Origin of the sequence: Burkholderia sp. WP9 (assembly GCF_900104795.1) — a bacterium.
GTDB lineage: Bacteria > Pseudomonadota > Gammaproteobacteria > Burkholderiales > Burkholderiaceae > Paraburkholderia.
The window spans coordinates 1,629,878-1,656,558 of record NZ_FNTG01000001.1 but is presented as its reverse complement, the minus strand read 5'-3'; the positions used below and the strand labels follow the sequence as shown (position 1 = coordinate 1,656,558).

The window sequence follows — 26,681 nt, the reverse complement described above, 5'->3', positions numbered from 1 at the left end:
CTTGGAACCTCGCTCCGGCAAGAATTCTTCATAAATTACATGAAGTTCGTGCGCTAAGTGTTGCCCGTCAGGAACGTATGGCAAAGAAAAAAGCCGCTTCCGGAGTGTTCCAGAAGCGGCTTCGGTTTGAAGCTAACTAATTGAAACTTAGAGAATTTCCGACGCGTAGTCGGCAAGGCGCGAACGCTCGCCGCGCGCCAGCGTCACATGCCCGCTGTGCGCCCAGCCCTTGAAACGATCGACCACGTACGTGAGCCCCGAACTGCCTTCCGTGAGGTAAGGCGTATCGATCTGCGCGATGTTGCCAAGACAGATGATCTTCGTGCCCGGACCCGCGCGCGTGACCAGCGTTTTCATCTGTTTCGGCGTCAGGTTTTGCGCCTCGTCGATGATCAGATACTTGTCCACGAACGTGCGGCCACGCATGAAGTTCATGCTCTTGACCTTCAGGCGCGAGCGGATCAGTTCCTGAGTCGCGGCGCGGCCCCATTCGCCGGCTGCGTCGTCGGTTTTCTGCAGGACTTCGAGGTTGTCGTCGAATGCACCCATCCACGGCTGCATTTTTTCCTCTTCCGTACCCGGCAGGAAGCCGATGTCTTCGCCGACCGGCACCGTTGCGCGCGTCACGATGATCTCGTTATAGCGCTTGTCGTCCAGCACTTGCGCGAGACCGGCGGCGAGTGCGACCAGCGTCTTGCCGGTACCGGCCTGACCCAGCAGCGTGACAAAGTCGATTTCCGGATTCATCAGCAGGTTCAGCGCGAAGTTCTGCTCGCGATTGCGCGCCGTGATGCCCCACACGTTGTTTTTGTGGTGGCCGTAGTCGCGCAAGGTTTGCAGCAGCGCCGTCTTGCCGTTCAGCTCGCGCACCAGCGCGTGAAACGCCGGCTCGCCGTTTTGCGGTTCCAGATAGACGAACTCGTTGACCAGCATCGAGGCGCACAGGGGACCGGTCACGCGGTAGTACGTGGTGCCGGTCTTGGTGTCCTGCCAGCTTTCCATGCCCTTCGCGTGCTTGGTCCAGAAATCCTGCGGCAGCGCGCGGATGCCGGAGTACAGCAGATCGCTGTCTTCGAGCACCTGGTCATTGAAGTAGTCTTCGGCGGGCAGGCCGAGCGCATGCGCCTTGATGCGCATGTTGATGTCTTTCGACACCAGCACGACCTGGCGATCCATCCGGTCGCGCTGCAACGCGCGCACCACGCCGAGAATCTGGTTATCGGCCTTGCCTTCCGGCAGACCCTCCACCGGTTCGATGGCGGCGAGCTTGGTCTGGAAGTACAGACGCCCGGAAGCCTCGCGGCTGCCCAGACGCGCCAGCGAGATGCCGTCGGACATGTTGCCGGCGTTCGCCACCAGTGCGTCGAGCGTGCGGCTCACCTGGCGGGCGTTGCGCGCGACTTCCGACATGCCCTTCTTGTGGTTGTCGAGTTCTTCCAACGTCATCATTGGCAGATAGACGTCGTGTTCCTCGAAACGGAACAGGCAGCTCGGATCGTGCATCAGCACATTCGTGTCGAGCACGAAGAGCTTCTGGACTTCAACCGGCTCGGCGGCCGCGCCGCGTTTGCGGCCGGTGCCGCGAGTGCTCCGCGCAGCGGCTGCGGGTGTGCTCGCCTCAGCCTGCTTCGCGCTCGGCGCGCGTGCGACGACCGGCTGCGCGGGCGCAGCCGGCTCGGCTTGCGGACGGGCAGCTGGAACCGGTTGCAACAGGGCGGCCGTTTGCTTCGATTTGCGGCCGCGAGTGGGCGCGGCCTGTTCCGCGGAGGCGGACGCAGCCGGGGCCGCCGACGATGTCGGCACAGGCCGCAAAGTGGTCGCGGCGTTGGCGGCGTGCGCCATTGGCGTGGCGACGTTCGCGCGGCCGTAGTCGGCCGACTCTGCGGATTCCCCAACGGCCGTCTGTTTCTTCGCGGCGGAGCGCGCCGGGCTGGCGGCTTTGGCCTTGTATTCGTCAGGCGGCAGGAGATTGCCGAGCTTGCTGGGGGGGGTAGGCAAAGGCATGGTTTCCCTCGAATTATTCGGGTCACATATCGTGCGCCGCCTGTCGCATTCTGCCGGTGCCAGTGGATGCGCACGCAGTTTGCGCCCGGAGGCGCGCATTCGGTCTAGAGATGCCGGTTCGCCTGGTCTTCGATCGGCTCCTTAACGGAAGCGCGTGGCCGAGTGAACGACGGCTCTCGCGCAATTAAAAAAGCCGCCGCCCCGGCGTACGGGGCAAGCGGCTCGCCTACAGTGCTCGCGTTGCACCTCGCGACTCCGACGGGACCCGGAAAAAACGGGAACCAGCCGTCAAGTCTGGCACAGCGGCGAAAAAGTTGGGGTGTACAGGCACTCATTGCAACCCAATATAACGCGCCTCAAAGCGCTTGTACAGCCTCCAGAATATCGTCGACATGCCCGGGCACTTTCACGCCGCGCCACTCCTGGCGCAGCACGCCTTCAGCGTCGATGAGGAACGTGGAGCGTTCGATTCCCCGTACTTCTTTGCCATACATTTTCTTCATTTTGATGACATTGAAGAGCGCGCACAGCGTTTCCTCGGGATCCGAGATCAACGGGAAGGGCAGTTCCAGCTTTGCCTTGAAGTTGTCATGCGAGCGCAGGCTGTCGCGCGACACGCCGAGGATTTCCGCGCCGGCCTTCTTGAACTTCGGATAGAGATCGCGGAACTGCAGACCTTCGGTCGTGCAGCCCGGCGTGTTGTCCTTCGGGTAAAAATACAGCACCACCTTCTTGCCCCGCAGCTTGGACAGCGTGATCTCGCCACCGGTAGCGGGGGCGGTGAAGTCGGGGATGGGTTGGTCGACTGCGATGGGCACGTGCTTCTCCGGTTGTTATGGCCGGCGCCGGATGATTGCGGCGGCGGCCTGGCATCGAGACTTTTGGGGGAGGGGCGGCCGGCGCGCGGCATGTTCTCGCGCGGCGGTCGGGTCGTCAGGGCCGGCTGCCGGTTGACCAGTCAGGGCTGGACAATCAGTTCGCCGGAGCGCCCTGGAATTTCGCCCCACGTAACAGGGTACGATGGCAGCGTGCTGCGGTCTAGCGTGGCGTAATAATCGCCCATCGTCGCGAAGGTGTGGCCCTGCGCGCGCCAGCCTTCCAGAAGCTGTTCGAAAATCGGTGCGAGCTTCTGTCCTTCGAGTTCGGCGTGCAGCGTGTACACCTGATCGTGCGGATTGTTTTCCGTGTGCTTCAACATCCATGCGGCGACGTTGTGCGGCTCGACACCGTTCACGCCGAGCACTTCGTCGAGCGTGGGCAGCGTGGTCGGCATTTGCACATGCGTGAGCGTGCGGCCGTCGACCACCGGCAGATACGGCGAGTGGCCGCGTCCGTCGGACGCGTAGTGCATGCCCCACGCGTCGATCTGCTCGAACGCGTGGCCGTTCATCTGCCAGCCCGCCGCGCCGTGCGTGACCGGCGGCGCGCCGAACACCTCGACGAAACGGTCGTGACTCTGCTGCATCTGCGCCCTGGTCCACGCGCGGTCTTTCGAGCGCACGTTGTCCTGCCAGTAGACGTGATCCCACGTATGAATGCCGCATTCGAAGCCGGCTTCGTGAATCGCGCGCATTTCCGCCGAGGCCTTGGCGCCGATGTCCGGACCGGGCAGCAGCACGCCGTACATCAACTGCTTGATGCCGTAGTGTTCGACCACCGAGGTGCGCGACACTTTCTGCAGAAAGCCCGGTCGCAACACGCGGCGCATCGCCCAACCGGTGTGGTCGGGCCCGAGGCTGAAGAGGAAGGTGGCGCGCGCCTTGAAGCGGTCGAAGATACGTGCGAGATTCGGCACGCCTTCGCGGGTGCCGCGCAGCGTGTCGACGTCGATCTTCAGGACGATACGAGCCAAGGATCAGCCCTTATTGCTGTTCGACGAGCGCGCGCGCTTCGCCGACGTGGCCGCGATACGCTTCGAAAATCTTGCGCAGCGCTTCGTCGAAGGTCGACTTCGGCGCCCAGCCGAGTTCCTGCATGGTGTTGTCGATCTTCGGCACGCGGTTCTGCACGTCCTGGTAGCCGGTGCCGTAGTAAGCGCCCGACGACGTTTCGACCAGCTGCACCTGCTTGGCCGTTTCCGCGTATTCCGGGAATTCGGCGGCGAGCGTCAGCATCTTGTGCGCGAGTTCACGCACCGAGAAATTGTTGGTCGGGTTGCCGATGTTGTAGATCTTGCCCGTCGCCACGCCGTCCTTGTTTTCGATGATCTTCATCAGCGCGCCAATGCCGTCGTCGATATCCGTGAACGCACGCTTTTGCGCGCCGCCATCGACGAGACTGATGTTCTCGCCGCGCACGATATGGCCGAGGAACTGCGTGACCACGCGCGAGCTGCCTTCCTTCGGCGTGTAGATCGAATCGAGGCCCGGGCCGATCCAGTTGAACGGACGGAACAGCGTGAAATTCAGGCCTTCCATGCCGTAACCCCAGATCACGCGATCCATCAACTGCTTGGAGCACGCGTAGATCCAGCGCGGCTTGTTGATCGGGCCGTACGACAGTTGCGATTCTTCCGGATCGAACTGCTCGTCCGTGCACATGCCGTAGACCTCGGAGGTCGACGGAAACACGAGGTGCTTGCCGTACTTGACCGCCGAACGCACGATCGGCAGGTTCGCTTCGAAGTCGAGTTCGAACACGCGCAGCGGCTGCTTGACGTACGTGGCGGGCGTGGCGATCGCGACCAGCGGGAGGATCACATCGCACTTCTTGACGTGATATTCGACCCACTCCTTGTTGATCGTGATGTCGCCTTCGAAGAAGTGCATCCGTTCATGATTGACCAGGTCGCCCAGACGCTCGGTCTGCATGTCCATGCCGAAGACTTCCCAATCGGTCGTTTCGAGAATGCGTTTGGACAGGTGATGGCCGATGAAGCCATTCACACCCAGGATCAGGACTTTTTTCATGAGTAACGGGGAGTTTGGATGAGCTGGGCAAATTCGGCCGGAGTGACGACAGTCTCGCTGCCGTCGTGCTGGCGCCGCAATTCGTGGATGGCGATCGCGCGGCCGTCGCCGCATATCGCGAAAATGCCATTATCGCTTACGTGCAGGCCCGGCGGCAAATCCGAGCGAAGCGCGCCGGGCGCGGCGAGGCGCGCGCGCGTCACGACGAAACGTTGCTCGCCGATGTCCGTGAAGGCGCCGGGATAGGGTGGCGCGACCGCGCGAATCAGGTTGTAGACCTGCTGCGCCGATTGCGTCCAGTCGATGCGGCCGTCTTCCGGCTTGCGCCCGCCATAGTAGCTGCCCTGCGCGAGATCGTTCGGCAGATGCGGCGCTTCACCCGCCAGCAGGGACGGCAGCACGCGCCACAGCGTTTGCTCGGCGGCCACCGTGACCTTGTCGAACACCTGGCTCGCGGTGTCGTCGGGCAGGATCGGCACCGGCGTTTGGGCGATGATCGCGCCCGCGTCCGGTTTGGCGGCCATTTCGTGCAGCGTCGCGCCGGTTTCGGTTTCGCCGTGAATCACCGCCCAGTTGGTCGGCACGCGGCCGCGGTACTTGGGCAGCAGCGAGCCGTGCATGTTGTAAGCGCCCCGTGCGGCGAGCGCCAACACGTCGACCGGCAACATGTGGCGGTAGTAGAACGAGAAGATGAAGTCCGGGCGCGCGGCGCTCACCGCGGCGCGCAGCTCGGGACTCTTCGGATCGTGCGGGGTGATCACCGGAATGCCGTGCTCGGCCGCGACCGAGGCGACGCTGCCGAACCAGATGTTTTCGGTCGGGCTGTCTTCGTGCGTGACGACGAGCGCCACCTCCACGCCGCGCGCGAGCAGCACCTGCAGGCAGCGCACGCCGACGTTGTGATACGCGAATACGACGGCGCGTGGCTTCATGGATTGGGGCCCTGATCGACGAGCGGCGCGGCCTGCACGGCCTGCACGACCGCCTGGCGCGGCGCTTCGGCCACGGTCGTGCCGTCGCGCTGTTCGAGAATGGTCTGCACGAGATAGCGTGGGCGTGCGCGCACCTGCTGGTAGATGCGGCCGATATATTCGCCGAGCAGGCCGAGCGCGAAGATGATCACGCCGAGCAGGAAGAAGATCACGGCGAACAGCGTGAACACACCTTGCACTTCCGCACCGATGATGAAGCGGCGAATCAGCAGCAGCACGAACAGCGCCGCGGACCCGAGCGACAGGATCACGCCGATGAACGACAGCCACTGCAGCGGTACGACCGAGAAGCCGGTCACGAGGTCGAAGTTCAGGCGGATCAGCGAATACAGCGAGTACTTCGATTCGCCGGCGAAACGCTCTTCGTGCGCGACCTCGATTTCGACCGGATTCTGCGCGAAGGTGTACGCAAGCGCCGGAATGAAGGTGTTGATTTCGCCGCAGCGATTGATCGTGTCGATGATGTGCCGGCTGTAGGCGCGCAGCATGCAGCCCTGGTCGGTCATCTTGATGCGGGTGATGCGCTCGCGCAGCCGGTTCATCGCGCGCGAGGCCTTGCGGCGCCACAGGCTGTCCTGACGTTGCAGGCGAATCGTGCCGACGTAGTCGTAGCCTTCGCGCATCTTGTTGACCAGCTTGGCGATCTCTTCCGGCGGATTCTGCAGGTCGGCGTCGAGCGTGATGACGATCTCGCCGCGCGATTGCTCGAAGCCGGCCAGAATCGCCATGTGCTGGCCGTAGTTGCCGTTCAGCAGAATCACGCGGGTCGTGTCGGGACGCGCGCGGAACTGCTCGGCAAGCAGGGCGGCGGATTTGTCGCGGCTGCCGTCGTTGATGAAGATCACTTCATAACCGGTGCCGAGCGCGTCGAGCGCAGGATAGAGGCGCGCGAACAGCGCAGCCAGGCCGGCTTCCTCGTTGTACACCGGGATGATGATCGACACTTCCGGTGCGACGGCGCGATGTTCCGAATAAATCATTTCCGCTTATTTTCCGTATTGTTCGCAAATTTCATTGACCGCGCGGCACACGCGCTCCACGTCGCCTTCGTTCATCAGCGTGAACAGCGGCAGTGTGACGTTGGTCGCGCCGAAGCGCTCCGCATGCGGGAACATGCCTTCCTTGAAGCCATGCGCGCGGTACAGCGAGAACAGGTGGATGGCCGGGTAGTGCACTCCCGAACCGATGCCACGCTCTTTCAGTTGCCCCATGAAACCGGCACGGTCGATCGAGAGCTTCTCGAGCGGCAGCGTGACCTGGAACATGTGCCAGTTGCTGTTTTCAAAGTCAGCAAACGGCAGGCCGAGCCCGAGTTTCTTCGCCGCGCCGCCCTCCAGACCCGCGAAATACGCGCGCACGAGCTTCTTGCGCTGCGCAAGGAAACGCTCCAGATGCGGCAACTGGCCGAGGCCGACGCGCGCGGCGACGTCCGTCAGGTTGTACTTGCCGCCCAGCACGTCGCAGTCCATGCCGTCGAAGCCGGTGCGCGTGATGCCTTGCAAGCGGTATTTCTGAGCAAGGATGGCTTCTTCCTCGTTGTTCAGCACGAGCGCGCCGCCTTCGATCGAGGTCAGGTTCTTGTTCGCATGGAAGCTGAACGAGACCATGTCGCCCAGCTTGCCGATGCGCTCACCGTTCCAGGTCGAGCCGAACGCCTGCGCGGCGTCTTCGATCACGCGCAGCTTGTGGGCGCGGGCGATTGCATAGAGACGGTCCATGTCGACCGGCAGGCCCGACAGGTACACCGGAATCAGCGCCTTGGTGCGCGGCGTGATGGCTTTTTCGAGCAGATCGAGGTCGATGTTGCGGGTGACCGGGTCGATGTCGGCAAACACCGGCGTCGCGCCGACTTCATAGATCACGTTGCTGGTGGAGACCCACGAGGCCGGCGTCGTGATGACCTCGTCGCCTTCGCCCACGCCGGCGATGCGCAGGCCGATTTCCAGCGTCGCCGTGCCGGAATTGAACGTGCGCACCGGCCGGCCGCCGCAGAATTCGGAGAGCGCCGCTTCGAATTTCTGGTTTTGCGGGCCGGTGGTGATCCAGCCGGAGCGCAGCACCTCGGCGACGCCCTGAATCGTTTCCTCATCGATCTCGGGTTTGACAAAGGGCAGAAACGGGAGTGTTGACTGGCTCATGAATGCTTCGCTCGATTGAAAGGGGGCGCAACCCCGAAGGGCGCGAACTAAACCACATAGTGTGCGCAACCTGGGTCGCGGCTAAAAAGGGTGCAACCGGGCAGCATACCAGGATCAACCTTACATATTGCTTAGCCGGCCGGAACGACCGCTTACGGTATCTTTGCCGCCTTCATACGCACAGGCGGCCCGGCAATAAACAACAATAGATTGTGACCGGCACGCCGCGGCGGGCCGTGGTGACTAGCTGCGAGCCAACACCAGCACGCCGATCAGGATGATGCCGATGCCAATCAGCTTCTGTACCGACAGCACTTCGCCGAACAGATACCACGCCGCGAACGCATTGACGACGTAGCCGAGCGAGAGCATCGGATAGGCGATCGATACGTCCACCCGCGACAGCCCGACGATCCACACGGCCACGCTGATCACATAACAGGCCAGCCCGCCGATGATCGGCGGCTGGGTTGCGATGCGAAAGGCAATGGGCAGGATGTTCGCACGGGTGAATTCGAAGTGTCCAACGGCATTCGTACCGGCTTTGAGCAGCAACTGCGCACCGGCGTTCAACGTGACGCCGGCAAGAATGCAAAAGAGGGAAATCGGGTTCATCGAACGGGCAGATCCTGATATGGGGTCATTGTTGTGCTTTTTCCACTGGCACGGATGCGGGTGCGTCAGCTGCCGGCGCGTCGGACGCGAGCGGCTTTTCCACCACCACGCGGCGCGAGTCGCGGGCGATCACCCGCATCGGCAGGCCTTCCTTGAGAAGCCGGTCGTAGGTCGGCGGCGGAATCAGCGCGAGCGCGTAGCGGTCGGCCTTCCAGCGTTCGACCCAGGCGTCGACCGACGGAATCCATTTCTGCGGTTCGACGGACACGCCGAACGCCAGTTCGTCCGCATGCTCGACCATGATCATCGTGTGGTCGACGTAGAACGGCAGCGTGTGGTCGAGTACGCCCACCGAGTAGAACGGCGTGTCGGCCGGCAGCTTCGAGATCTCGGCCTTGATGGCCGGCGCGAGCGGCGCGCCGGAGCTCAGGCGGCCGAACACGTCGTGACCCGTGCCGGCAATCGTGCCGAGCAGCAGCCACGCCGCGCCGAAGGTGGCGATCGCGCCGAGGCTGCCGGCCCGGCCGCGGCGGTTCAGCCACAGCGCCGCGAGCGTCAGCGCAAAGGCGACGCCGAGCGCCGCCAGCACCCACGTGCGGTACTCGGCATACAGTTCGGCCGGATTGCGGGCGCTGCCAAAGCGCGGCAGGAACATTGCGGCAAACGCGGCCACGACGAGAAAGAGCGCATAGCCGGCCAGATGACGGCGCAACTGGTCGCGCGTGACGAGCGGCAGATACATGCCGATCAGAAGCGCGATCGGCGGCGCGATGGGCAGCGTGTAGGAGAGCAGCTTCGAATGCGACGCGCTGAAGAACAGGAAGATGAAGACGGTCCACGTCAGCATCAGCGTGACCGGCGCGAAGCCGTTCGGCTGGCGCGGCAGGCGCCATGCGTGGCGCACGCTTTGCAGCGTCACCGAAAGCCACGGCAGGAAACCCACCAGCAGCACCGGCACGAAGTAGTAGAACGGTCCCGGACGGTTCTGCTCAGGCGTCAGATAGCGCTTGAACTGCTGAACGATGAAGAAGAAGTTCAGGAATTCCGGGTTGCGCTGCTGCACCAGCACGAACCACGGCGTGACGATCGCGAAAAAGACGATCAGCCCGCCGATCAGATGCAGACGCTTCCACACCGCCCAGTCGCGCGCGATCAGCGTATAGAGCACCAGCACGGCGCCCGGCAGGATCACGCCGACGAGTCCCTTGGACAGCACCGCCAGCGCCATCGAGCCCCAGCACACCCACATCCAGCCGCGCACGCAGCCGCTCGGGAGGTTGGGGCGCTGCGCGAGCAGCAGCGCGCACAGCGTCAATTCCATCCAGAACGACAGGCCCATGTCGAGCGTGTTGAAGTGGCCCATCAGGTTCCAGTACGGCGAGGTCGCCAGCACGATCGCGGCGAACACGCCGGTTGCCGTGTTGAACACGCGCTGGCCGGTGAAGCCCACCAGCAGCACGCCGGCAAAGCCCGTCAGTGCGGTATAGAGCCGCGCCTGCCATTCGCCGATGCCGAACCACGCGAACGTGAGCGCGTTCGCCCAGGTCTGCAGCGGCGGCTTTTCGAAATACTTGTAGCCGTTGTAGCGCGGCGTGATCCAGTCGCCGGTGACGAACATCTCGCGCGCCATCTCGGCGTAGCGGCCTTCGTCGCTCGGCAGCAGGTGGCGCCAGCCGAGCGGCACGAACCAGATCACGGCGAGGGCCAGCACCAGCAGCAGAACCGTGGTGCGGTTGAGCGGTAGCCTCGTCGGCGTATCGTTCATGGATTTCAACCTTTATGGCGACGCCGCACAGGCGGCGAAGCGATGTTGTTCGGAAATGGCGACCGGCCATGCGGCGCGGCCATCAGCGAAGCGACCCGCGCTCTGCGGGCGCCCGTCTTCCGGGCGCGTGCATCAGACTCCCGACGCGGCGTTCGAGTTGCTTCCAACCGCAGCAAACTTCGACAGCGGTGGCTTCTTCAGCTTCCGTCGACGGGGCGCTGACGCGACGCGCGGTCGCGCTCAGGCTGTCGGTGCTGCCTTCGTTCGATGGCGCGCAGTGTACGTTATCGCCCCTGACGCGGCCAGGGCGTGCAGTCAGCGCCGACGCCGCGAGGCCCCGAATAAGGTCCGCAGCAGGCTGCGGCGAATTGCTCCCGGGCGGCCTCGCGGCACGGTTTCAGGCTTCGATCAGCAACGCGGCCGCGACCTTGCGGCCCTCGGCCATCAGAATGTTGTAGGTGCGGCAGGCGGCCTTGAAGTCCATCGTTTCGACGCCGATGCGCCTCGCCGTCAGCGCGGCTGTCAGGCGCGGATGCGGAAAGCGCAGCCGCTCGCCGCTGCCGAACACGACCACTTCCGGCGCGGAGTCGACCAGCATGGCGAAGTGCTCGGCGCTCAACTGCTCGAAAGAGGAAACGGGCCAAGGGATGACCGGTGCGTCCGGCAGCACGAGAAGGCTGCCCGAATGGCGCACCAGATTGATTTCGACATAGTCGGCGCCGTAGCCGGTGACGGTGTTGAGGGCGCCGCTCGAATCCTGATGTAATTTCAAATTGGTTTTCCGAAGTCGTCGTGAGACATCATGCGTGTTGACGGCCTGACCGGGCGGGGCCCAGGCGGGGCGATTCGACGCGAATGGGGCACGCGAATGGGGCAGAAGCGGCCGAAAAGGCTTGCCGATGCGGTTGGTGCATTGCGGAAGTCGGCCAAAATCCGCTAAATTATAACTTTTTAGCCGCCTTGCGGCGCCCCTCGCTCATATGCCGCCACAAGCCGCGCTGAGTCGGCGGGTGCGGCCCACCGGCTACCCGCCTTGGTTTTACCCGCTTTCGGCCGCTGTTCGTCGGTTCTGTCTGCGTGCGTCAACGCGAGAAGGGCTCGCGAAGCGGCCTGCGCAAGGGCTCGACGATAGCTCCACGCGACGACGGCTAGACGAACCGGCGCTGAGATTCGGCCTGAGACTCGGCCTGAGACTCGGCCCGATTCGCGTGACGCCGGTCGCCGCTTGCCGTCGCCGGTCGTGCCGCGCCCGAATTCCCCCTATCGGCGAACCCGCCCGGCCCATTTTGCTGTTTGCGCGCGCCGGTTTGCCCAAGCCATCAACCAGGATGAAGTGCCCGCCGTGAAACCGATACTCAAATCCAACAAGTTGTTGAATGTCTGCTACGACATTCGCGGGCCCGTCCTCGAACATGCGAAGCGGCTCGAAGAAGAGGGCCACCGCATCATCAAGCTGAACATCGGCAATCTCGCGCCGTTCGGTTTCGACGCGCCGGACGAAATCATTCAGGACATGATCCTGAACCTGCCGGGTTCGTCGGGTTATTCCGATTCCAAGGGCGTGTTCGCCGCGCGCAAGGCGATCATGCATTACACGCAGCAAAAGGGCGTGCACGGGGTCGAGCTGGACGACATCTATATCGGCAACGGCGCGTCCGAGCTGATCGTGATGGCGCTTCAGGGCCTCCTGAACGATGGCGACGAGGTGCTGCTGCCCGCGCCGGACTATCCGCTGTGGACCGCCGGCGTGAGCCTGTCGGGCGGCACGCCGGTGCACTACATCTGCGACGAATCGAATAGCTGGATGCCCGACCTCGACGACATTCGCGCGAAAATCACGCCGAATACGCGCGCGCTCGTGGTCATCAACCCGAACAACCCGACCGGCGCGCTGTATTCGGACGAACTGCTGCTCGGCCTGATCGAGATCGCCCGCCAGCACGGCCTCGTGATCTTCGCCGACGAGGTCTACGACAAGATCGTCTACGACGGCAAGAAGCACACGTCGATGGCGGCGCTCTCCGAAGACGTGCTCACGGTCACGTTCAACAGCCTGTCGAAGAGCTACCGGTCGTGCGGTTATCGCGCCGGCTGGATGTTCATTTCGGGCCTGACCGCCGGCGAGAACCGCCGCCACGCGAAAGACTACTTCGAAGGGCTCGGCATTCTGGCTTCCATGCGTTTGTGCCCGAACGTGCCGGGCCAGTACGCGATCCAGACCGCTCTCGGCGGCTACCAGAGCATCAACGACCTGATCGTGCCGACCGGGCGCCTGTACAAACAGCGCGAACTCGCGTATGACATGTTGACGGCGATCCCCGGCGTGAGTTGCGTGAAGCCCGAAGCGGCGCTGTACATGTTCCCGCGGCTGGACCCGAAGATCTATCCGATCCAGGACGACCAGCAGTTCATCCTCGACCTTTTGCTGGAAGAGCGCGTGCTGCTCGTGCAGGGCACCGGCTTCAACTGGAAAACGCCGGATCACTTCCGCGTGGTGTTCCTGCCGAACGTGGACGACCTCGCGGATTCGATCAACCGGATCGCGCGTTTCCTCGACGGTTACCGCAAACGTCACACGGCCTAGCGCACAATACGGCGCTAGGGCGCTAGGGCGCAACGCGCGGCGCGCTCACAGGCAATGCGGGCTGACGCCGCGCCGTGCGGAACGCGCCAGACCCGCGACCCGTTTATTTTTAATCACCTACTCGAAAACACACGCTGCATGGAACCGATCAAAGTTGGACTGCTGGGCTTCGGCACGGTAGGCAGCGGCACCTTCACGGTACTGCGTCGCAATCAGGAAGAAATCAAACGCCGCGCGGGCCGCGGCATCGAGATCGCGCGCATTGCCGTGCGCAATCCCGCCAAGGCGACAGCCGCGCTCGGCACCGAGGCCGGCACGGTGGCGCTGACCGATGACTTCAACGCGGTGGTCGACGACCCCTCGATCGATATCGTGGCCGAGATGATCGGCGGCACGGGCGTGGCGCGCGACCTCGTTCTGCGCGCAATCAAGAACCGCAAGCACGTGGTAACCGCCAACAAGGCGCTGCTGGCCGTGCACGGCACGGAGATTTTCGAGGCGGCGCGCGCCAACGGCGTGATGGTGTCGTTCGAGGCGGCGGTGGCGGGCGGCATTCCGATCATCAAGGCGCTGCGCGAAGGTCTGACGGCCAACCGAATCCAGTACATCGCGGGCATCATCAACGGCACCACGAATTACATTCTTTCGGAAATGCGCGACCGCGGGCTCGACTTCGCAACCGCGCTGAAAGCCGCGCAGGAACTCGGCTACGCCGAAGCCGACCCGACCTTCGACATCGAAGGCGTGGACGCCGCGCACAAGGCGACCATCATGAGCGCGATCGCGTTCGGCGTGCCGGTGCAGTTCGACAAGGCTTACGTCGAAGGCATCAGCAAGCTCGCGGCGATCGACATCAAATATGCCGAGGAACTCGGCTACCGCATCAAGCTGCTCGGTATCACGCGCCGCACCGACAAGGGCATCGAATTGCGCGTGCATCCCACGCTGATTCCGGAAAAGCGCCTGCTGGCGAACGTGGAAGGCGCGATGAACGCGGTCGTCGTGCATGGCGACGCGGTCGGCACCACGCTTTACTACGGCAAGGGCGCGGGCGCCGAGCCGACGGCTTCCGCGGTGGTGGCCGATCTGGTCGACGTGACGCGTCTGCACACGGCCGACCCGGAGCATCGCGTGCCGCATCTGGCGTTCCAGCCGGACAGCCTGTCGAGCACCCCGATCCTGCCGATCGACGAAGTCACGAGCGGCTACTACCTGCGTCTGCGGGTGGCGGACGTGACCGGCGTGCTGGCCGACATCACGCGCATTCTGGCCGACACCGGCATTTCCATCGACGCGCTGCTGCAGAAGGAATCGGAGCAGGTCGACGCGAACGGCAAGGGCGAAACCGACATCATCCTGATCACGCACGAAACGGTCGAAAAGCACGTCAACGCCGCGATCAAAACGATCGAAGCGCTGAAGACCGTTGTCTCGCAAGTCACGAAGCTGCGCATGGAAGCGCTGAACTAGGCCGAACTATGAACTACCTGTCCACCCGCGGCGCCGGCGCCGGCGAGCACCACTCCTTTGCTGACATCCTGCTGGGCGGTCTCGCCAAAGACGGCGGCCTGTATCTGCCCGCCGAATATCCGCGCGTCACCACTGACGAACTGACGCGCTGGCGCACGCTGCCGTACGCGGATCTCGCCTTCGAGATCCTGTCCAAATTCATCGACGACATTCCCGCCGAAGACCTGCGTGCGCTCACGCGCAAGACCTACACGGCGGCAACGTACTGCAACGTGCGCGACGACGAAAGCGCCGCGCAGATCACGCCGTTGAAGGTGCTGGGCGTTGAAGAGGGCGCGCCGCTGTCATTGCTGGAACTGTCGAACGGGCCAACGCTCGCGTTCAAGGACATGGCCATGCAGTTGATCGGCAACCTGTTCGAATACGCGCTCGCCAAACACGGCCAGACGCTGAACATTCTGGGCGCGACGTCGGGCGACACCGGCAGCGCCGCGGAATACGCGATGCGCGGCAAGAAGGGCATCAGCGTGTTCATGCTGTCGCCGCACAAGAAAATGAGCGCGTTCCAGACCGCGCAGATGTACAGCCTGCAGGACCCGAACATCTTCAACATCGCGGTGGAAGGCGTGTTCGACGACGCTCAGGACATCGTCAAGGCCGTCTCGAACGATCACGCGTTCAAGGCGAAGTACAAGATCGGCACGGTCAACTCGATCAACTGGGCGCGCGTGGTTGCGCAGGTCGTGTACTACTTCAAGGGCTACTTCGCGGCCACGAAGTCGAACGACGAGCGGGTGTCGTTCACAGTGCCGTCGGGCAACTTCGGCAACGTGTGCGCGGGTCACATCGCGCGCATGATGGGTTTGCCGATCGAGAAGCTGGTCGTGGCGACGAACGAAAACGACGTGCTCGACGAGTTCTTCCGCACCGGTATTTACCGCGTGCGCAAGGCGGCCGAGACGTATCACACCAGCAGCCCGAGCATGGATATTTCCAAGGCTTCGAACTTCGAGCGTTTCGTGTTCGATCTGCTTGGCCGCGATCCGGCGCGCGTGCTGCAATTGTTCCGTGACGTCGAAGAGAAGGGCGGCTTCGACCTCGCCGCGAGCGGCGACTTTGCGCGCGTGCAGGAGTTCGGTTTCGTGTCGGGCCGCAGCAGCCACGAATCGCGCGTGGAGACAATCCGCGACGTGTTCGAGCGTTACGACACGATGATCGACACGCACACCGCCGACGGCCTGAAGGTCGCGCGCGAGCATTTGCAGCCGGGCATTCCAATGATCGTGCTGGAGACGGCGCAACCGATCAAATTCGGCGAGACGATTCGCGAAGCGCTGCTGCGCGAACCGGAGCGGCCCGCGGCGTTCTCGGGCCTCGAATCGCTGCCGCAGCGTTTCGAAGTACTGCCGGCGGACGCGCAGCGCGTGAAGGACTTTATCGTCGCGAAGGTAGGCGCGTAAGTTGGCACATCAGGCGGCGCATGATTCAGCGCATAAGTCAGCCGCCATTGCCGTGACGCGCCACACCGCCTGGGGCGCGCCCAGTCTGTCGGCGCGCTTCATGCGCCGCATGTCAAAGGCGCTTGCCGCGAAACCCCGCGGCAAGCGCTCAAACACCAGAAATCCGCTCATAACGCCCCTTAGCCCAGACTTCCTGCTTCGACCGCTACAATATTCTTTTAACCTGCGGCTTCGAGACCAGAGATGTCCACACCCACGCCCCGCGCGCCGATGCTTGCCACCGCCGAAGCCTTGGCGACCCTGCTCAGCGCAGCGAGCCCGATTGCCGGCACTGAGTCGATCCCCACGCTGGATGCGCTGAACCGTATTCTCGCGGCCGACGTCACCTCGCCGCTCGACGTCCCGCCGATGAACACCAGTTCAATGGACGGCTACGCGATCCGCAGCGCGGACCTGGCCGGTCAAGCCACCGGCCGCTTGCCGGTTTCACAACGCATTCCGGCCGGCCACGCGCCAGAGCCCCTGACACCCGGCACGGCCGCGCGTATCTTTACCGGCGCCACCGTGCCGCCCGGTGCCGACGCGATCGTGATGCAGGAGCAAACCGAAGCCAGCGGCGCTGAAGTCACGATCCTGCACAGCCCGCAGCCCGGTGAATGGATTACGGTGCAGGGCGCGGATATCCGCAGTGGCTCGGTCATCCTTCCGGCGGGCACGCGGCTCACGCCTCAGGCGTTGGGGCTTGCGGCCTCGGTCGGGTGCGCGGAACTCGTCGTGCGGCGGCGCGTCAAGGTAGCCGTCTTCTTCACCGGCGACGAGCTGACCATGCCGGGCGAACCGCTGAAGCCCGGCGCGATCTACAACTCGAACCGGTTCACGCTGCGCGGGCTGCTGGAAAAACTCGGCTGCGAAGTCACCGACTACGGCATCGTCGCCGATAAGCTCGACGCGACCCGCGCGACCTTGCGTGAAGCCGCCGAAGCACACGACCTGATCCTCACCTGCGGCGGCGTGTCGGTGGGCGAAGAGGATCATGTGAAGCCGGCTGTGGAAGCAGAAGGCCGTCTTGCAATGTGGCAAATCGCCATGAAGCCGGGCAAGCCGCTTGCCTTCGGCGCAGTGCGCCGTGCCGCGCGGCGTGACGAAACCGCGGCGGCGGCGGATGCGGCTGAAACCTTTTTCATCGGCCTGCCGGGCAATCCGGTGTCCAGTTTCGCGACCTTCCTGCTGTTCGTGCGCCCGTTCATCCTGAGTCTGGCCGGCGTGCAGACGGTTACGCCGCGCGCACTGTCGCTGCGCGCGGATTTCACGCAGAGCAAGGCCGACCGCCGCAACGAATTCCTGCGCGCGCGTATCAACCCGGCTGGCGGGCTCGATCTGTTCCCGAATCAGAGTTCGGCCGTGCTGACCTCGACCGTTTGGGGCGATGGCCTGATCGACAATCCGCCGAACCACGCGATCAGCGCCGGCGAGACGGTGCGCTTCCTTCCTTTTTCCGAACTGCTGAACTGAGGCCGGCGGCCGCCGGTGGCATCCCGATGAAGATTCAACTTCGATATTTTGCGAGCGTGCGTGAAGCGCTCGATCTGGCCGACGAAACCGTCGATCTGCCCGACGGCATTGCAACCGTCGGCGACGTGCGCGCCTGGCTGCGCGCGCGCGGCGGCATCTGGTCCGACACCCTGGCCGAGGGCCGCGCGCTGCGCATGGCTTGCAACCATGTCATGACCGGCGCGGGCACTCGCGTTACCGAGGGCTGCGAAGTCGCGTTTTTTCCGCCCGTTACCGGCGGCTGATCCGCCGCGCCGCTCCCAACTGCATAGGAGGCCCAGATGCCCGTTCGCGTCCAGACGGAAGACTTCGACCTCACCGCCGAGGTCGCCGGATTACGCGCGCGCAATCCGAAAATCGGCGCGGTCGCCTGCTTCGTCGGCACCGTGCGCGATCTGAACGACGGCAGCGCGATCGAGACGATGGAGCTCGAACACTATCCCGGCATGACGGAAAAATCGCTGGAGGCGATCATCGTCAGCGCGCGTGAGCGCTGGCCGGGCATCGAGGTGCTGATCGTGCATCGGGTCGGCAAGCTGTATCCGCTCGACCAGATCGTGCTGGTGGCGACGACGGCCGCGCATCGCGGGGATGCCTTCGCATCCTGCGAATTCGTGATGGATTATCTGAAGACCCAGGCGCCGTTCTGGAAGAAAGAAAAGACCGAGGCTGGCGAGCGCTGGGTCGATGCACGTGTCACCGACGACGCGGCGCTCGCCCGCTGGGGTATCGAATCGGATAATCGGGCCGAGGACTAGGCGCCGGTGGAATCCGGGTGTCAGCGGGGCCGCGAGTCTGTGAACAGCAAGCGTTTTGACGCCGCTCACGCCGCTCGCCGGCGCTCCTGACGGTTCGGGCTTGGCCGATGCCTGCCGGCCCGCTGCACGGGTTTAGAACGGCAGCCTCGCGCGCGTCTGCGTCATTCGTCCCGCGACCGGCCGACAATGCGCGTCGGAAACGGCTCACCTGGCGGGCGCGCCGCGTGAGCTGCCTCGTCAACATCGTGCGGACGACGTTTGGGCGCAACGCGTTCCAGCAGCGCTTGTTGTTCCTCCGGGATCTTGTAATCCCAGCCGAAACGGCTCAACTGCAGACTCTGCGCGATGCGCAGCGCCGGTTCCATGAAGCGGACCGCGGCGGCGGGCTGATAACGCGACTGCACCGTGTCCAGAAACAGATACAGCCAGCGGCTGAAGTGCTGCGGCTCGATGCCCTCGAGCGGCTGATGCGCCTGCTGCACGTTGCCGCGATATTGCTTCGCGCCCAGCACGAGGCTGCCCCAGAAGGTGCACATCTTGGGCAGGTGATCGTCCCAGCGGCCCGCGAGCGGCGCGTCGAAGACCGGACCCAGCAGCGCATCGGCGCGCACGCGATCGTAAAAGGCGTAGACCAGTTCGCGGATATTCGCCTCGGTGGGCTCGGCGGCGCGTTCGACGACCGGCGCGGCGGGAAAAGACGGGTTCATGCAAAGTCCAAAAGGTGCTGTTCTCGATTGTGCGTCGCCACACGGCGCCGCACTGCGTCAGGAATGGCCTCAAACGGAGTCCAAACGAAAGGAAGTAGGCCGCGAATACCCCGCTTTTCGTAAGAATGCCCCACGCAGGAAACGTTACCATTACTGCCGAAACATACGCACCGCCTAACTGCGCAGAACAAGAAAATATGCGTAGCGCCTGCATCTTAGGGCGAAGCGACGGCCCACGGCAACCCTTGCATCGACGCGGTTATCCCCGGATCGCGGCTTGCGCTCATCGTGATACCTGCACCTATGAGACTGACCGACTATACGGATTACTCACTACGCGTTTTGCTATACCTCGCGGTTCGCGGCGAAGGGCTATCGACGATCCAGGATATTTCGGACGCGTACGGCATTTCCAAGAACCACTTGATGAAGGTCGTGCAGCAACTGGGCGAACTCGGCTGGATCGAAACGGTGCGCGGGCGCAACGGCGGATTGCGGCTGACCGAGCAAACCAGCGCGCTGACGGTCGGCGAAATCGTGCGCGCGACCGAAAGCGACTTTGCGCTCGTTGGTTGTTTTCCAGACCAGCAAGGTGAGCGCCGCAGTTGCGTCATTTCACCGCAGTGCCGGTTGCGTGGCGCGCTCGAAGCGGCGCGTAATGCCTTTCTCTCCGAGCTGGACCGACATACCATTGGTGAGGTGGCACAGCCGCATGGCCCGCTGTCCGCGCTGCTCGGCTTGAGCAGCGTGATTCCGGTCGTGCCGGTCGCGCCGGCCGGTGGTAATCCCGCGCCGATCGCCTGAAAACGGTGAGGCAGTTCTCTTGCGTCCAAACGTTAAATATTCGCTGTCTGATGCAAAAAAGCGCTTGAAACCTGGATAAAACGCCTCATTTTGGTGGTAATCGAAATTGGAGGTCTCTTGATGAGAATCGACAAACTTACCACTAAATTCCAGGAAGCCCTGGCGGATGCGCAGAGTCTGGCCGTCGGCCATGACAATCAATACATCGAACCGGTTCACGTCCTGTCGGCGCTCGTCGCGCAGCAGGATGGTTCGGCACGCTCGCTGCTCTCGCGTGCCGGCGTGCATGTGCAGGCGTTGCAAACGGCGCTCGGCGACGCGATCACGCGTCTGCCGCAAGTGCAGGGCACCGACGGCAATGTGCAGATCGGCCGCGAGCTGACCGGTTTGCTGAACCAGGCCGATAAGGAAGCGCAAAAACTCAACGACACGTTCATCGCGAGCGAGATGTTCCTGCTCGCCGTCGCGGACGACAAAGGCGAAGCTGGCCGTCTCGCGCGTCAGCACGGCTTGTCGCGCAAGTCTCTGGAAAGCGCGATCGCCGCCGTGCGCGGCGGCTCGCAAGTGCATAGCCAGGACGCCGAAAGCCAGCGTGAAGCGCTGAAGAAATACACCGTGGACCTGACCGAGCGCGCGCGGGCCGGCAAGCTCGACCCGGTGATCGGCCGCGACGACGAAATTCGTCGTTCGATCCAGATCCTGCAGCGTCGTACCAAGAACAACCCCGTGCTGATCGGCGAACCGGGCGTGGGTAAGACCGCGATCGTCGAAGGTCTGGCGCAGCGTATCGTCAACGGCGAAGTGCCGGAAACGCTCAAGGGCAAGCGCGTGCTGTCACTCGATATGGCGGCGTTGCTGGCCGGCGCCAAGTATCGCGGTGAGTTTGAAGAGCGTTTGAAGGCCGTGCTGAACGACATCGCGAAAGACGAAGGCCAGACCATCGTCTTCATCGACGAAATCCACACCATGGTCGGCGCAGGCAAGGCCGAAGGCGCGATGGACGCGGGCAACATGCTGAAGCCAGCGCTCTCGCGCGGTGAGCTGCATTGCGTCGGCGCGACCACGCTCGACGAATACCGCAAGTACATCGAAAAGGATGCCGCGCTCGAACGCCGCTTCCAGAAGGTGCTGGTCGACGAGCCGACGGTGGAAGCCACTATCGCAATCCTGCGCGGTCTGCAGGAAAAGTACGAACTGCACCACGGCGTGGATATCACCGACCCGGCGATCGTCGCGGCGGCTGAACTGTCGCATCGTTACATCACGGATCGGTTCCTGCCGGACAAGGCTATCGACCTGATCGACGAAGCCGCTTCGAAGATCAAGATGGAAATCGACTCGAAGCCGGAAGAGATGGACCGGCTCGACCGTCGTTTGATCCAGTTGAAGATCGAGCGCGAAGCCGTCAAGAAGGAAAAAGACGAAGCGTCGCAAAAGCGCCTGCAACTGATCGAAGAGGAAATCGAGCGGCTGGATCGCGAATATTCGGACCTCGAAGAAATCTGGACCGCGGAAAAAGCCGCGGTGCAGGGCAGCGCGCAACTGAAGGAAGAGATCGAGAAGACCCGCGCGGAAATCACGCGCCTGCAACGCGAAGGCAAGCTGGAGAAGGTCGCCGAGTTGCAGTACGGCAAGCTGCCGGGTCTCGAAGCGCAGTTGAAGGAAGTGACGCAGGCCGAGGCGAAAGAGCAGAACAATCCGACGCGTCCGCGTTTGCTGCGCACGCAGGTCGGAGCGGAAGAAATTGCTGAAGTCGTGTCGCGTTCCACCGGCATTCCCGTGTCGCGCATGATGCAGGGCGAGCGTGAAAAGCTGCTGCAGATCGAAGAGAAGCTGCACGCGCGCGTGGTCGGCCAGGACGAGGCGATCAGCGCGGTGGCCGATGCGATCCGCCGCTCGCGCGCGGGTCTGTCGGATCCGAACCGGCCGTATGGTTCGTTCCTGTTCCTCGGCCCGACCGGTGTGGGCAAGACCGAACTGTGCAAGGCGCTTGCGTCGTTCCTGTTCGATTCGGAAGATCATCTGATCCGTATCGACATGAGCGAATTCATGGAGAAGCACAGCGTCGCACGTTTGATCGGCGCGCCGCCGGGATACGTCGGCTACGAAGAGGGCGGCTATCTGACCGAAGCCGTGCGCCGCAAGCCGTATAGCGTGATCCTGCTCGACGAAATCGAGAAGGCGCATCCGGACGTGTTCAACGTGCTGCTGCAAGTGCTCGACGACGGCCGCATGACCGATGGCCAAGGCCGCACCGTGGACTTCAAGAACACGGTGATCGTGATGACGTCGAACCTCGGTTCGCAGGTGATCCAGTCGATGGTCGGCGAGCCGCAGGAAGCGGTGAAGGACGCGGTCTGGGAAGAAGTGAAACTGCACTTCCGCCCCGAGTTCCTGAACCGGATCGACGACGTCGTGGTGTTCCATGCGCTCGACCGTTCGAACATCCAGTCGATCGCGCGGATCCAGTTGCAGCGTCTGCACGAGCGGCTTGCCAAGCTCGACATGCAACTGGTGGTGTCGGATGCGGCGCTCGAGCACGTGGGCAAGGTCGGCTACGATCCGCTGTTCGGTGCACGGCCGCTGAAGCGTGCCATCCAGCAGGAGATCGAAAACCCGGTCGCCAAGCTGATTCTGGCTGGCAAGTTCGGTCCGAAAGACGTGATTCCGGTCGAACTGGAAGACGGCAAACTGGTGTTCGAACGCGTCGTGCACTAAGCGAGACGCGCTCTGTGAACGGCGGAGCGGCAGCGGTCGAGCTGCTCCCGTCGAAGTAAAAAACGGCAACGAAGGTGACTTCGTTGCCGTTTTTTTTTGCCCGCTGACCGCACTGCGCTGGCGGCCTTGCGTGGCGTGTGGCGTGCGGCGCGGCCGCGCCGCACGCCTGTGTGTTTAAGCAGCGGCTTAAGCGTTGCCCTTGCCGAACAGCGCCGACAGGCCGCCGAGCGCGCCGAGCACCGTGGTGGCGTTCAATTTGCCCTCGGCCGGCACTTCGCCTTCCGGCGTGGCCGCGTTGACGACGTGCGGCAGAATCTGCGAGAGCAGGCCGGTGACCTGATCCGGCTGCACACCGGCTTTTGCCGCGAGGTTGGTGACGGTCTCGGAGCCGAGTACGCTGTGCAGCGCATCAGGGGCGATCGGCTGGTTCTCGCCGTTGCTGACCCAGGAGGTCACCACGTCGCCGAGGCCTTTTTCCTTGAAACGGTCGATCAGGCCGTTCAGGCCGCCCGGCTGGTTATTCACGAATTCGAGTGCGGCAGCAACCAGGGCCTGCTGGCCACCGCCTTCGGGGGATTTGCCAACCAGGGAACCGAGTGTGTCGAGTAGGCTCATGACGGTCTCTCTTGAATGCCGACACGCGCTTGACGGGTCGGCGGGTGAAAACGCCGCGCGTTTGCGCGGCGCCGTGGAAGGAAGGCGGGAGGCGGCGGGACGGGCCGGTGGGTTCGTCGCACGAGATCACACGCGAAGCACTCAGCCCGTTACGCCGCCGACGCTCAATCCTGTTTCGTACTCCGTCTCATGCGCGTCCGGTCCGCGAACTGTTCTGTTCAGGCACCACCCGAGGCCGCCGCAGCCGATGCGGCCTTGCTCTTCTTCGCTTTCTTCTTCGAGGCCTTGGCGTCGGAAGCGTCAGCCGGCGCCGCCGCGCTCGCGGCGGCCGGCGCGGAAGCCGCTGCCGCCTCGGCCTTGCTCTTCTTCTTCGACTTCGACGCCTTCGCACCCGAAGCGTCCGCTGGTGCGGCGGGCGTCGTGGTCGCGGCCGTGGCTGGCGCCGCGGTAGTGGCGGCCGGCGCTGCCTTGCTTGTGGCGGTGCTTCCCGCCTTGGTGGCGGGTTTGGCGCCGCTCGGCGGGGTGGACGAGCCGTTGATCGTCAGGCCGGCCGCTTCGAGGTTGGTCACCGATTTGGTGCCGATGCCTTTGACGCGCGTGGCGAGATCATCGGCGTCCTTGAACGGGCCGTTCTTGGTGCGTTCGTCGATGATCGCTTTCGCATGCACCGGGCCGATACCCTTGACCGATTCGAGCGCCGCCTGATCGGCGGAGTTCACTTCGACGGCCGCCGCAAAACCGGCCGACAGCGACAAAGCCAAAGCAAGGCAAAGCATTAAAAGCTTCTTCAGCATGGCAAGCACTCCATTGAGGGCAAAAAAAGTTAGCCACTAAGGGACAACTCGAGACAACTAGTAACGACTGGGGACGACGCGTTGTGTAGCACGCGCTGCGCTTAAGCATAGAACAAATTGCGCGCCCTTATTTGCGAACGCGGACGATTTATACCGATCGATTCATGACAAGTAAATCAATGTGAACGAGATTTAAACCTTTTGCCTAGTGATTAGGCTCTGGTGAGTTTATCGATCAAATCCACACGCCATAAAAAATGACAGCGCAGACAAATGACAGTATGCCGCGCTTGACTTAGAGTGCACTCGAAGTCCTAACCTGAGTTCCGTCATGTCGAATATCTCGAAAGCACTCACCATCGGGCAGGTCGCTGAAACGATCGGCGTCTCGACGCATACGCTGCGCTACTACGAACAGGCAGGCTTGATTCGCGCTGTCGGGCGCACGCAGGCGGGGCATCGCCTGTATTCGCCGGCCGATCTCGACTGGCTGCTGTTCGTGATGCGGCTCAAGGCGACCGGCATGCCGATAGCCGGCATGCAGGCGTTCGCGGCGCTGCGCGCGCAAGGCCAGCCGACGGTGGACGCGCGCCGTGACATGCTGGTGGCGCATCGGGATGCGGTTTTGGCGCGGATCGCCGAGTTGCAGGTCAATCTCGGCGCGATCGTCGACAAGATTGCGTACTACGAGGCGGCGGGGCGCGCATCCGCCGTGGATCGCTCGACACGACAGACCGGCGAAACCCACTCGCATTCACATTCGGAAGAGGACTCACCATGGACCACGCACACAACGACCGCTACACCCGAGGCTGGGACAAACTGAAGGAAATCGACGGCTCGGCCGGCGAGCAGGTGATCGCCGCGCTCGCGCCGATCGCGCCGGATTTCGGGCGTCTGCTGATCGAATTCGGCTTCGGCGATATTTACAGCCGCCCGCAACTCGATCTGCGCGCGCGCGAGATCGCGACGATTGCGTCGCTCGCCACGCTAGGCTGCGCGCAGCCGCAGTTGAAGGTGCATATCGAGGCGGCGTTGAACGTCGGCTGCACGCGCGAGGAGATCGTCGAGGTGTTCATGCAGATGGCGCTTTATGCGGGCTTTCCGGCGGCGCTAAATGCGCTGTTCGCCGCGCATGAGATTTTCGAGCGGCATGATCAGGCGGTGAATAACGCGCAATCTGTGAGGGCGAGGCAGGCGATGGAGGCAGACGCGCTCGCTGGTTGAAGTCGCGCCTGCGGGCGGCGATGCCAAGGGTAGGGCAGGCGGCTGCTTTGCGCAGCCGTTTTCTTGTACTGACAACGCAACTAACAGTCAATTATTGATAACCCGCTCAACAGCGCGTTTGCGGTCGACCAATGCGCTACAGGTTCAGCAGCAAGAAGCCTCGCGATCTTACGGCCGGCGAGCGCCCTGTCACGCGGCCGAATCGACCCGAAGCGCCGCATCGGCATGCAAATGCCGCTTGCTCACGACCCGCCAGTAAATCAGCAGGCCAATGCCGGCAATCGCCAGGCTCAGCGTATTCGCCACCCAGAAGCCGCGCGCGCCAGTCAGCCATTCCGGCATTGTGCCGGTCACGTTGAAGCCGAGCGCATAGCCGCCACCGAGCCCGACGCCCCACAGCGCTACGGCGTAGATCACGGTCGGCACGACCGCCACTTTGTAGGCGCGTAGCACGAACGCGGTGGTGATCTGCAAAGCATCGAATACGTGATAGCACGCGACGATCAACACCAGCGGCAACGCCGCGGCCACGACTTGCGCATTCGGCGTATAGCCTTCGATGATATAAGGCCGCAGCGCCAGCACGATCGCGCCGTAACAGCAGGCGATCGCCACGGCCATCATGATGCCGTGACGCGACAGCGTGCGCGCCGCTTCCGGGCGATGCGCGCCGAGCGCCTGCGCGACCAGCGTCGACGAAGCAATGCCGATCGACAGCGGTGTCATGTACAGCACCGCGCCGATGTTGCCGGCGATCTGGTGGCCGGCGAGCGTCGTCGTGCCGAAGCGCGCGATGAAAAGCGCCATGAACGTGTAAGAGGTGACTTCGATCAGGTACGACAGGCCCATCGGAATGCCTAGCCGCAGTTGCGCCGCCTGGCGCCGCCAGACCGGCCAGCAGAAGCGCGAGAAGATGGCGAACGGTGTGAATACATCGACGCGCGTCAGCAGGATCATTCCGAGCACGGCAAGCGCCCAGTTGATCAAGGTGCTGGCGAGCGCGCAACCGGGGCCGCCCAGCGCCGGGACGCCCAACCCGCCGAAGATGAACCACGTATTGAGCGGTACCTTGAGCAACAGCGCGCCGATTTGAAGGATCATCACGAGCCGCGGCTTGCCGACCGCATTGGTGACCGAACTGTAGACACGAAAGGCGAGACCGGCCGGCAAGCCGAAGGCCAGAATCCGCAGATAGGCGACCGTGCGGTCGTGCAACGCGTCGGGCACGCGCGCCAGTTGCAGCACCGGGCCGGGAAAAAACAGAATCAGGAAACCGATCACGGTCAGCGCCAGCGCAAGCCACAGGGCCTGGCGAACTTCCTCGCCGATTTCGCTGTAGCGGCGCGCGCCGTAGAGTTGCGCGGTAATCGGCTGCAGTGCGGTGAGAATACCCGTCAGGCCGATGTAGACGGAAATATAGATCGATGAACCGAGGCCGAGCGCGGCCAGATCGACTGCCGAGAAACGGCCGACCATCGCCGTGTCGATCACACCGAACGCGATAATCGCGAGTTGGCCGATCAGGACCGGCCATGCTAATGCGGCGATTTTCCGTACATCGGCGAGCATG

General features: G+C 63.4%; 23 protein-coding genes and 1 pseudogene. 10 read left to right on the top strand and 14 right to left on the bottom strand.

The window, feature by feature from the left end:
* Positions 1-147 precede the first annotated feature (147 nt).
* The 10 genes from BLW71_RS07400 to BLW71_RS07350 form a co-directional block, all read right to left on the bottom strand.
* Positions 148-2,004 carry a PhoH family protein gene (locus BLW71_RS07400; RefSeq protein WP_091794564.1) on the bottom strand — a complete coding sequence of 619 codons (1,857 nt, stop codon included), beginning with the start codon at positions 2,002-2,004 and terminating at the stop codon, positions 148-150.
* A 356-nt stretch (positions 2,005-2,360) separates the two neighbouring features.
* Positions 2,361-2,822, bottom strand: a complete 462-nt coding sequence (locus BLW71_RS07390; protein ID WP_073426815.1) for a peroxiredoxin — start codon at positions 2,820-2,822, stop codon at positions 2,361-2,363.
* A gap of 140 nt (positions 2,823-2,962) precedes the next feature.
* The gene (locus tag BLW71_RS07385) at positions 2,963-3,856 is read right to left on the bottom strand and encodes a polysaccharide deacetylase family protein (RefSeq protein WP_091794562.1); all 894 of its coding nucleotides are present in this window, start codon (positions 3,854-3,856) and stop codon (positions 2,963-2,965) included.
* 10 nt (positions 3,857-3,866) lie between these two features.
* On the bottom strand, positions 3,867-4,913 hold the full coding sequence (locus tag BLW71_RS07380; RefSeq protein WP_091794560.1) for a bifunctional UDP-4-keto-pentose/UDP-xylose synthase: 1,047 nt from the start codon (positions 4,911-4,913) through the stop codon (positions 3,867-3,869).
* On the bottom strand, positions 4,910-5,845 hold the full coding sequence (locus tag BLW71_RS07375; RefSeq protein WP_091794558.1) for a formyltransferase: 936 nt from the start codon (positions 5,843-5,845) through the stop codon (positions 4,910-4,912). Before BLW71_RS07375 ends, BLW71_RS07380 begins: the two co-directional genes overlap by 4 nt.
* Positions 5,842-6,885 carry a glycosyltransferase gene (locus BLW71_RS07370; protein WP_091794556.1) on the bottom strand — a complete coding sequence of 348 codons (1,044 nt, stop codon included), beginning with the start codon at positions 6,883-6,885 and terminating at the stop codon, positions 5,842-5,844. Before BLW71_RS07370 ends, BLW71_RS07375 begins: the two co-directional genes overlap by 4 nt.
* 6 nt (positions 6,886-6,891) lie before the next feature.
* Complete coding sequence (locus BLW71_RS07365; protein ID WP_091794554.1) at positions 6,892-8,043, bottom strand: DegT/DnrJ/EryC1/StrS family aminotransferase; 1,152 nt, start codon at positions 8,041-8,043, stop codon at positions 6,892-6,894.
* 243 nt (positions 8,044-8,286) lie between these two features.
* A complete protein-coding gene (locus tag BLW71_RS07360) occupies positions 8,287-8,658 on the bottom strand; it encodes an SMR family transporter (protein WP_091794552.1) in 372 nt (123 codons plus the stop codon).
* Positions 8,659-8,683: 25 nt separating this feature from the next.
* Positions 8,684-10,423, bottom strand: coding sequence for an ArnT family glycosyltransferase (locus BLW71_RS07355; protein ID WP_091794550.1), 1,740 nt, complete (start codon positions 10,421-10,423; stop codon positions 8,684-8,686).
* Positions 10,424-10,820: 397 nt separating this feature from the next.
* Positions 10,821-11,195: an Mth938-like domain-containing protein gene (locus BLW71_RS07350; RefSeq protein ID WP_091794548.1), complete on the bottom strand. Its 375-nt coding sequence runs from the start codon at positions 11,193-11,195 to the stop codon at positions 10,821-10,823.
* A 561-nt stretch (positions 11,196-11,756) separates the two neighbouring features.
* Between BLW71_RS07350 and BLW71_RS07345 the strand changes: the two genes are divergently transcribed.
* The 6 genes from BLW71_RS07345 to BLW71_RS07320 all read left to right on the top strand — a co-directional run bounded on the left by BLW71_RS07345 (position 11,757) and on the right by BLW71_RS07320 (position 18,246).
* Positions 11,757-13,007, top strand: coding sequence for a pyridoxal phosphate-dependent aminotransferase (locus tag BLW71_RS07345; protein WP_091794547.1), 1,251 nt, complete (start codon positions 11,757-11,759; stop codon positions 13,005-13,007).
* A 138-nt stretch (positions 13,008-13,145) separates the two neighbouring features.
* The gene (locus BLW71_RS07340) at positions 13,146-14,477 is read left to right on the top strand and encodes a homoserine dehydrogenase (protein WP_091794545.1); all 1,332 of its coding nucleotides are present in this window, start codon (positions 13,146-13,148) and stop codon (positions 14,475-14,477) included.
* A gap of 8 nt (positions 14,478-14,485) precedes the next feature.
* Complete coding sequence (gene thrC, locus BLW71_RS07335; protein ID WP_091794543.1) at positions 14,486-15,937, top strand: threonine synthase; 1,452 nt, start codon at positions 14,486-14,488, stop codon at positions 15,935-15,937.
* 270 nt (positions 15,938-16,207) lie between these two features.
* Positions 16,208-17,449 (top strand): molybdopterin molybdotransferase MoeA, encoded by a 1,242-nt coding sequence (locus tag BLW71_RS07330; protein WP_091800554.1) that lies wholly within the window; start codon positions 16,208-16,210, stop codon positions 17,447-17,449.
* A 26-nt stretch (positions 17,450-17,475) separates the two neighbouring features.
* Complete coding sequence (gene moaD, locus BLW71_RS07325) at positions 17,476-17,733, top strand: molybdopterin converting factor subunit 1 (protein WP_091794541.1); 258 nt, start codon at positions 17,476-17,478, stop codon at positions 17,731-17,733.
* Between the two features lie 36 nt (positions 17,734-17,769).
* Complete coding sequence (locus BLW71_RS07320; protein WP_091794539.1) at positions 17,770-18,246, top strand: molybdenum cofactor biosynthesis protein MoaE; 477 nt, start codon at positions 17,770-17,772, stop codon at positions 18,244-18,246.
* 161 nt (positions 18,247-18,407) lie between these two features.
* Here BLW71_RS07320 and BLW71_RS07315 read toward each other — a convergent pair whose 3' ends face one another.
* On the bottom strand, positions 18,408-18,953 hold the full coding sequence (locus BLW71_RS07315) for a group III truncated hemoglobin (protein ID WP_091794537.1): 546 nt from the start codon (positions 18,951-18,953) through the stop codon (positions 18,408-18,410).
* A 303-nt stretch (positions 18,954-19,256) separates the two neighbouring features.
* On the opposite strand from BLW71_RS07315, the gene BLW71_RS07310 reads away from it, so the two are divergent.
* Together BLW71_RS07310 and clpB are read left to right on the top strand one after the other, a co-directional pair.
* A complete protein-coding gene (locus BLW71_RS07310) occupies positions 19,257-19,757 on the top strand; it encodes an Rrf2 family transcriptional regulator (RefSeq protein WP_091794535.1) in 501 nt (166 codons plus the stop codon).
* Between the two features lie 120 nt (positions 19,758-19,877).
* A complete protein-coding gene (gene clpB, locus BLW71_RS07305) occupies positions 19,878-22,475 on the top strand; it encodes an ATP-dependent chaperone ClpB (RefSeq protein ID WP_091794533.1) in 2,598 nt (865 codons plus the stop codon).
* Between the two features lie 186 nt (positions 22,476-22,661).
* Here the strand turns inward: clpB and BLW71_RS07300 are convergent.
* Positions 22,662-23,114 (bottom strand): annotated as a pseudogene (locus BLW71_RS07300) (YidB family protein); the annotation flags it as partial.
* Positions 23,115-23,308: 194 nt separating this feature from the next.
* On the bottom strand, positions 23,309-23,884 hold the full coding sequence (locus tag BLW71_RS07295) for a ComEA family DNA-binding protein (RefSeq protein ID WP_091794529.1): 576 nt from the start codon (positions 23,882-23,884) through the stop codon (positions 23,309-23,311).
* A 331-nt stretch (positions 23,885-24,215) separates the two neighbouring features.
* Here BLW71_RS07295 and BLW71_RS07290 point away from each other — a divergent pair, with 331 nt between their 5' ends.
* Together BLW71_RS07290 and BLW71_RS07285 are read left to right on the top strand one after the other, a co-directional pair.
* Positions 24,216-24,710 (top strand): MerR family transcriptional regulator, encoded by a 495-nt coding sequence (locus BLW71_RS07290; RefSeq protein WP_091794527.1) that lies wholly within the window; start codon positions 24,216-24,218, stop codon positions 24,708-24,710.
* A complete protein-coding gene (locus tag BLW71_RS07285; protein ID WP_091794525.1) occupies positions 24,662-25,111 on the top strand; it encodes a carboxymuconolactone decarboxylase family protein in 450 nt (149 codons plus the stop codon). Before BLW71_RS07290 ends, BLW71_RS07285 begins: the two co-directional genes overlap by 49 nt.
* Positions 25,112-25,300: 189 nt before the next feature.
* Here BLW71_RS07285 and BLW71_RS07280 read toward each other — a convergent pair whose 3' ends face one another.
* Positions 25,301-26,680: an MATE family efflux transporter gene (locus tag BLW71_RS07280; protein ID WP_091794523.1), complete on the bottom strand. Its 1,380-nt coding sequence runs from the start codon at positions 26,678-26,680 to the stop codon at positions 25,301-25,303.
* Between the last annotated feature and the right edge of the window lies 1 nt (position 26,681).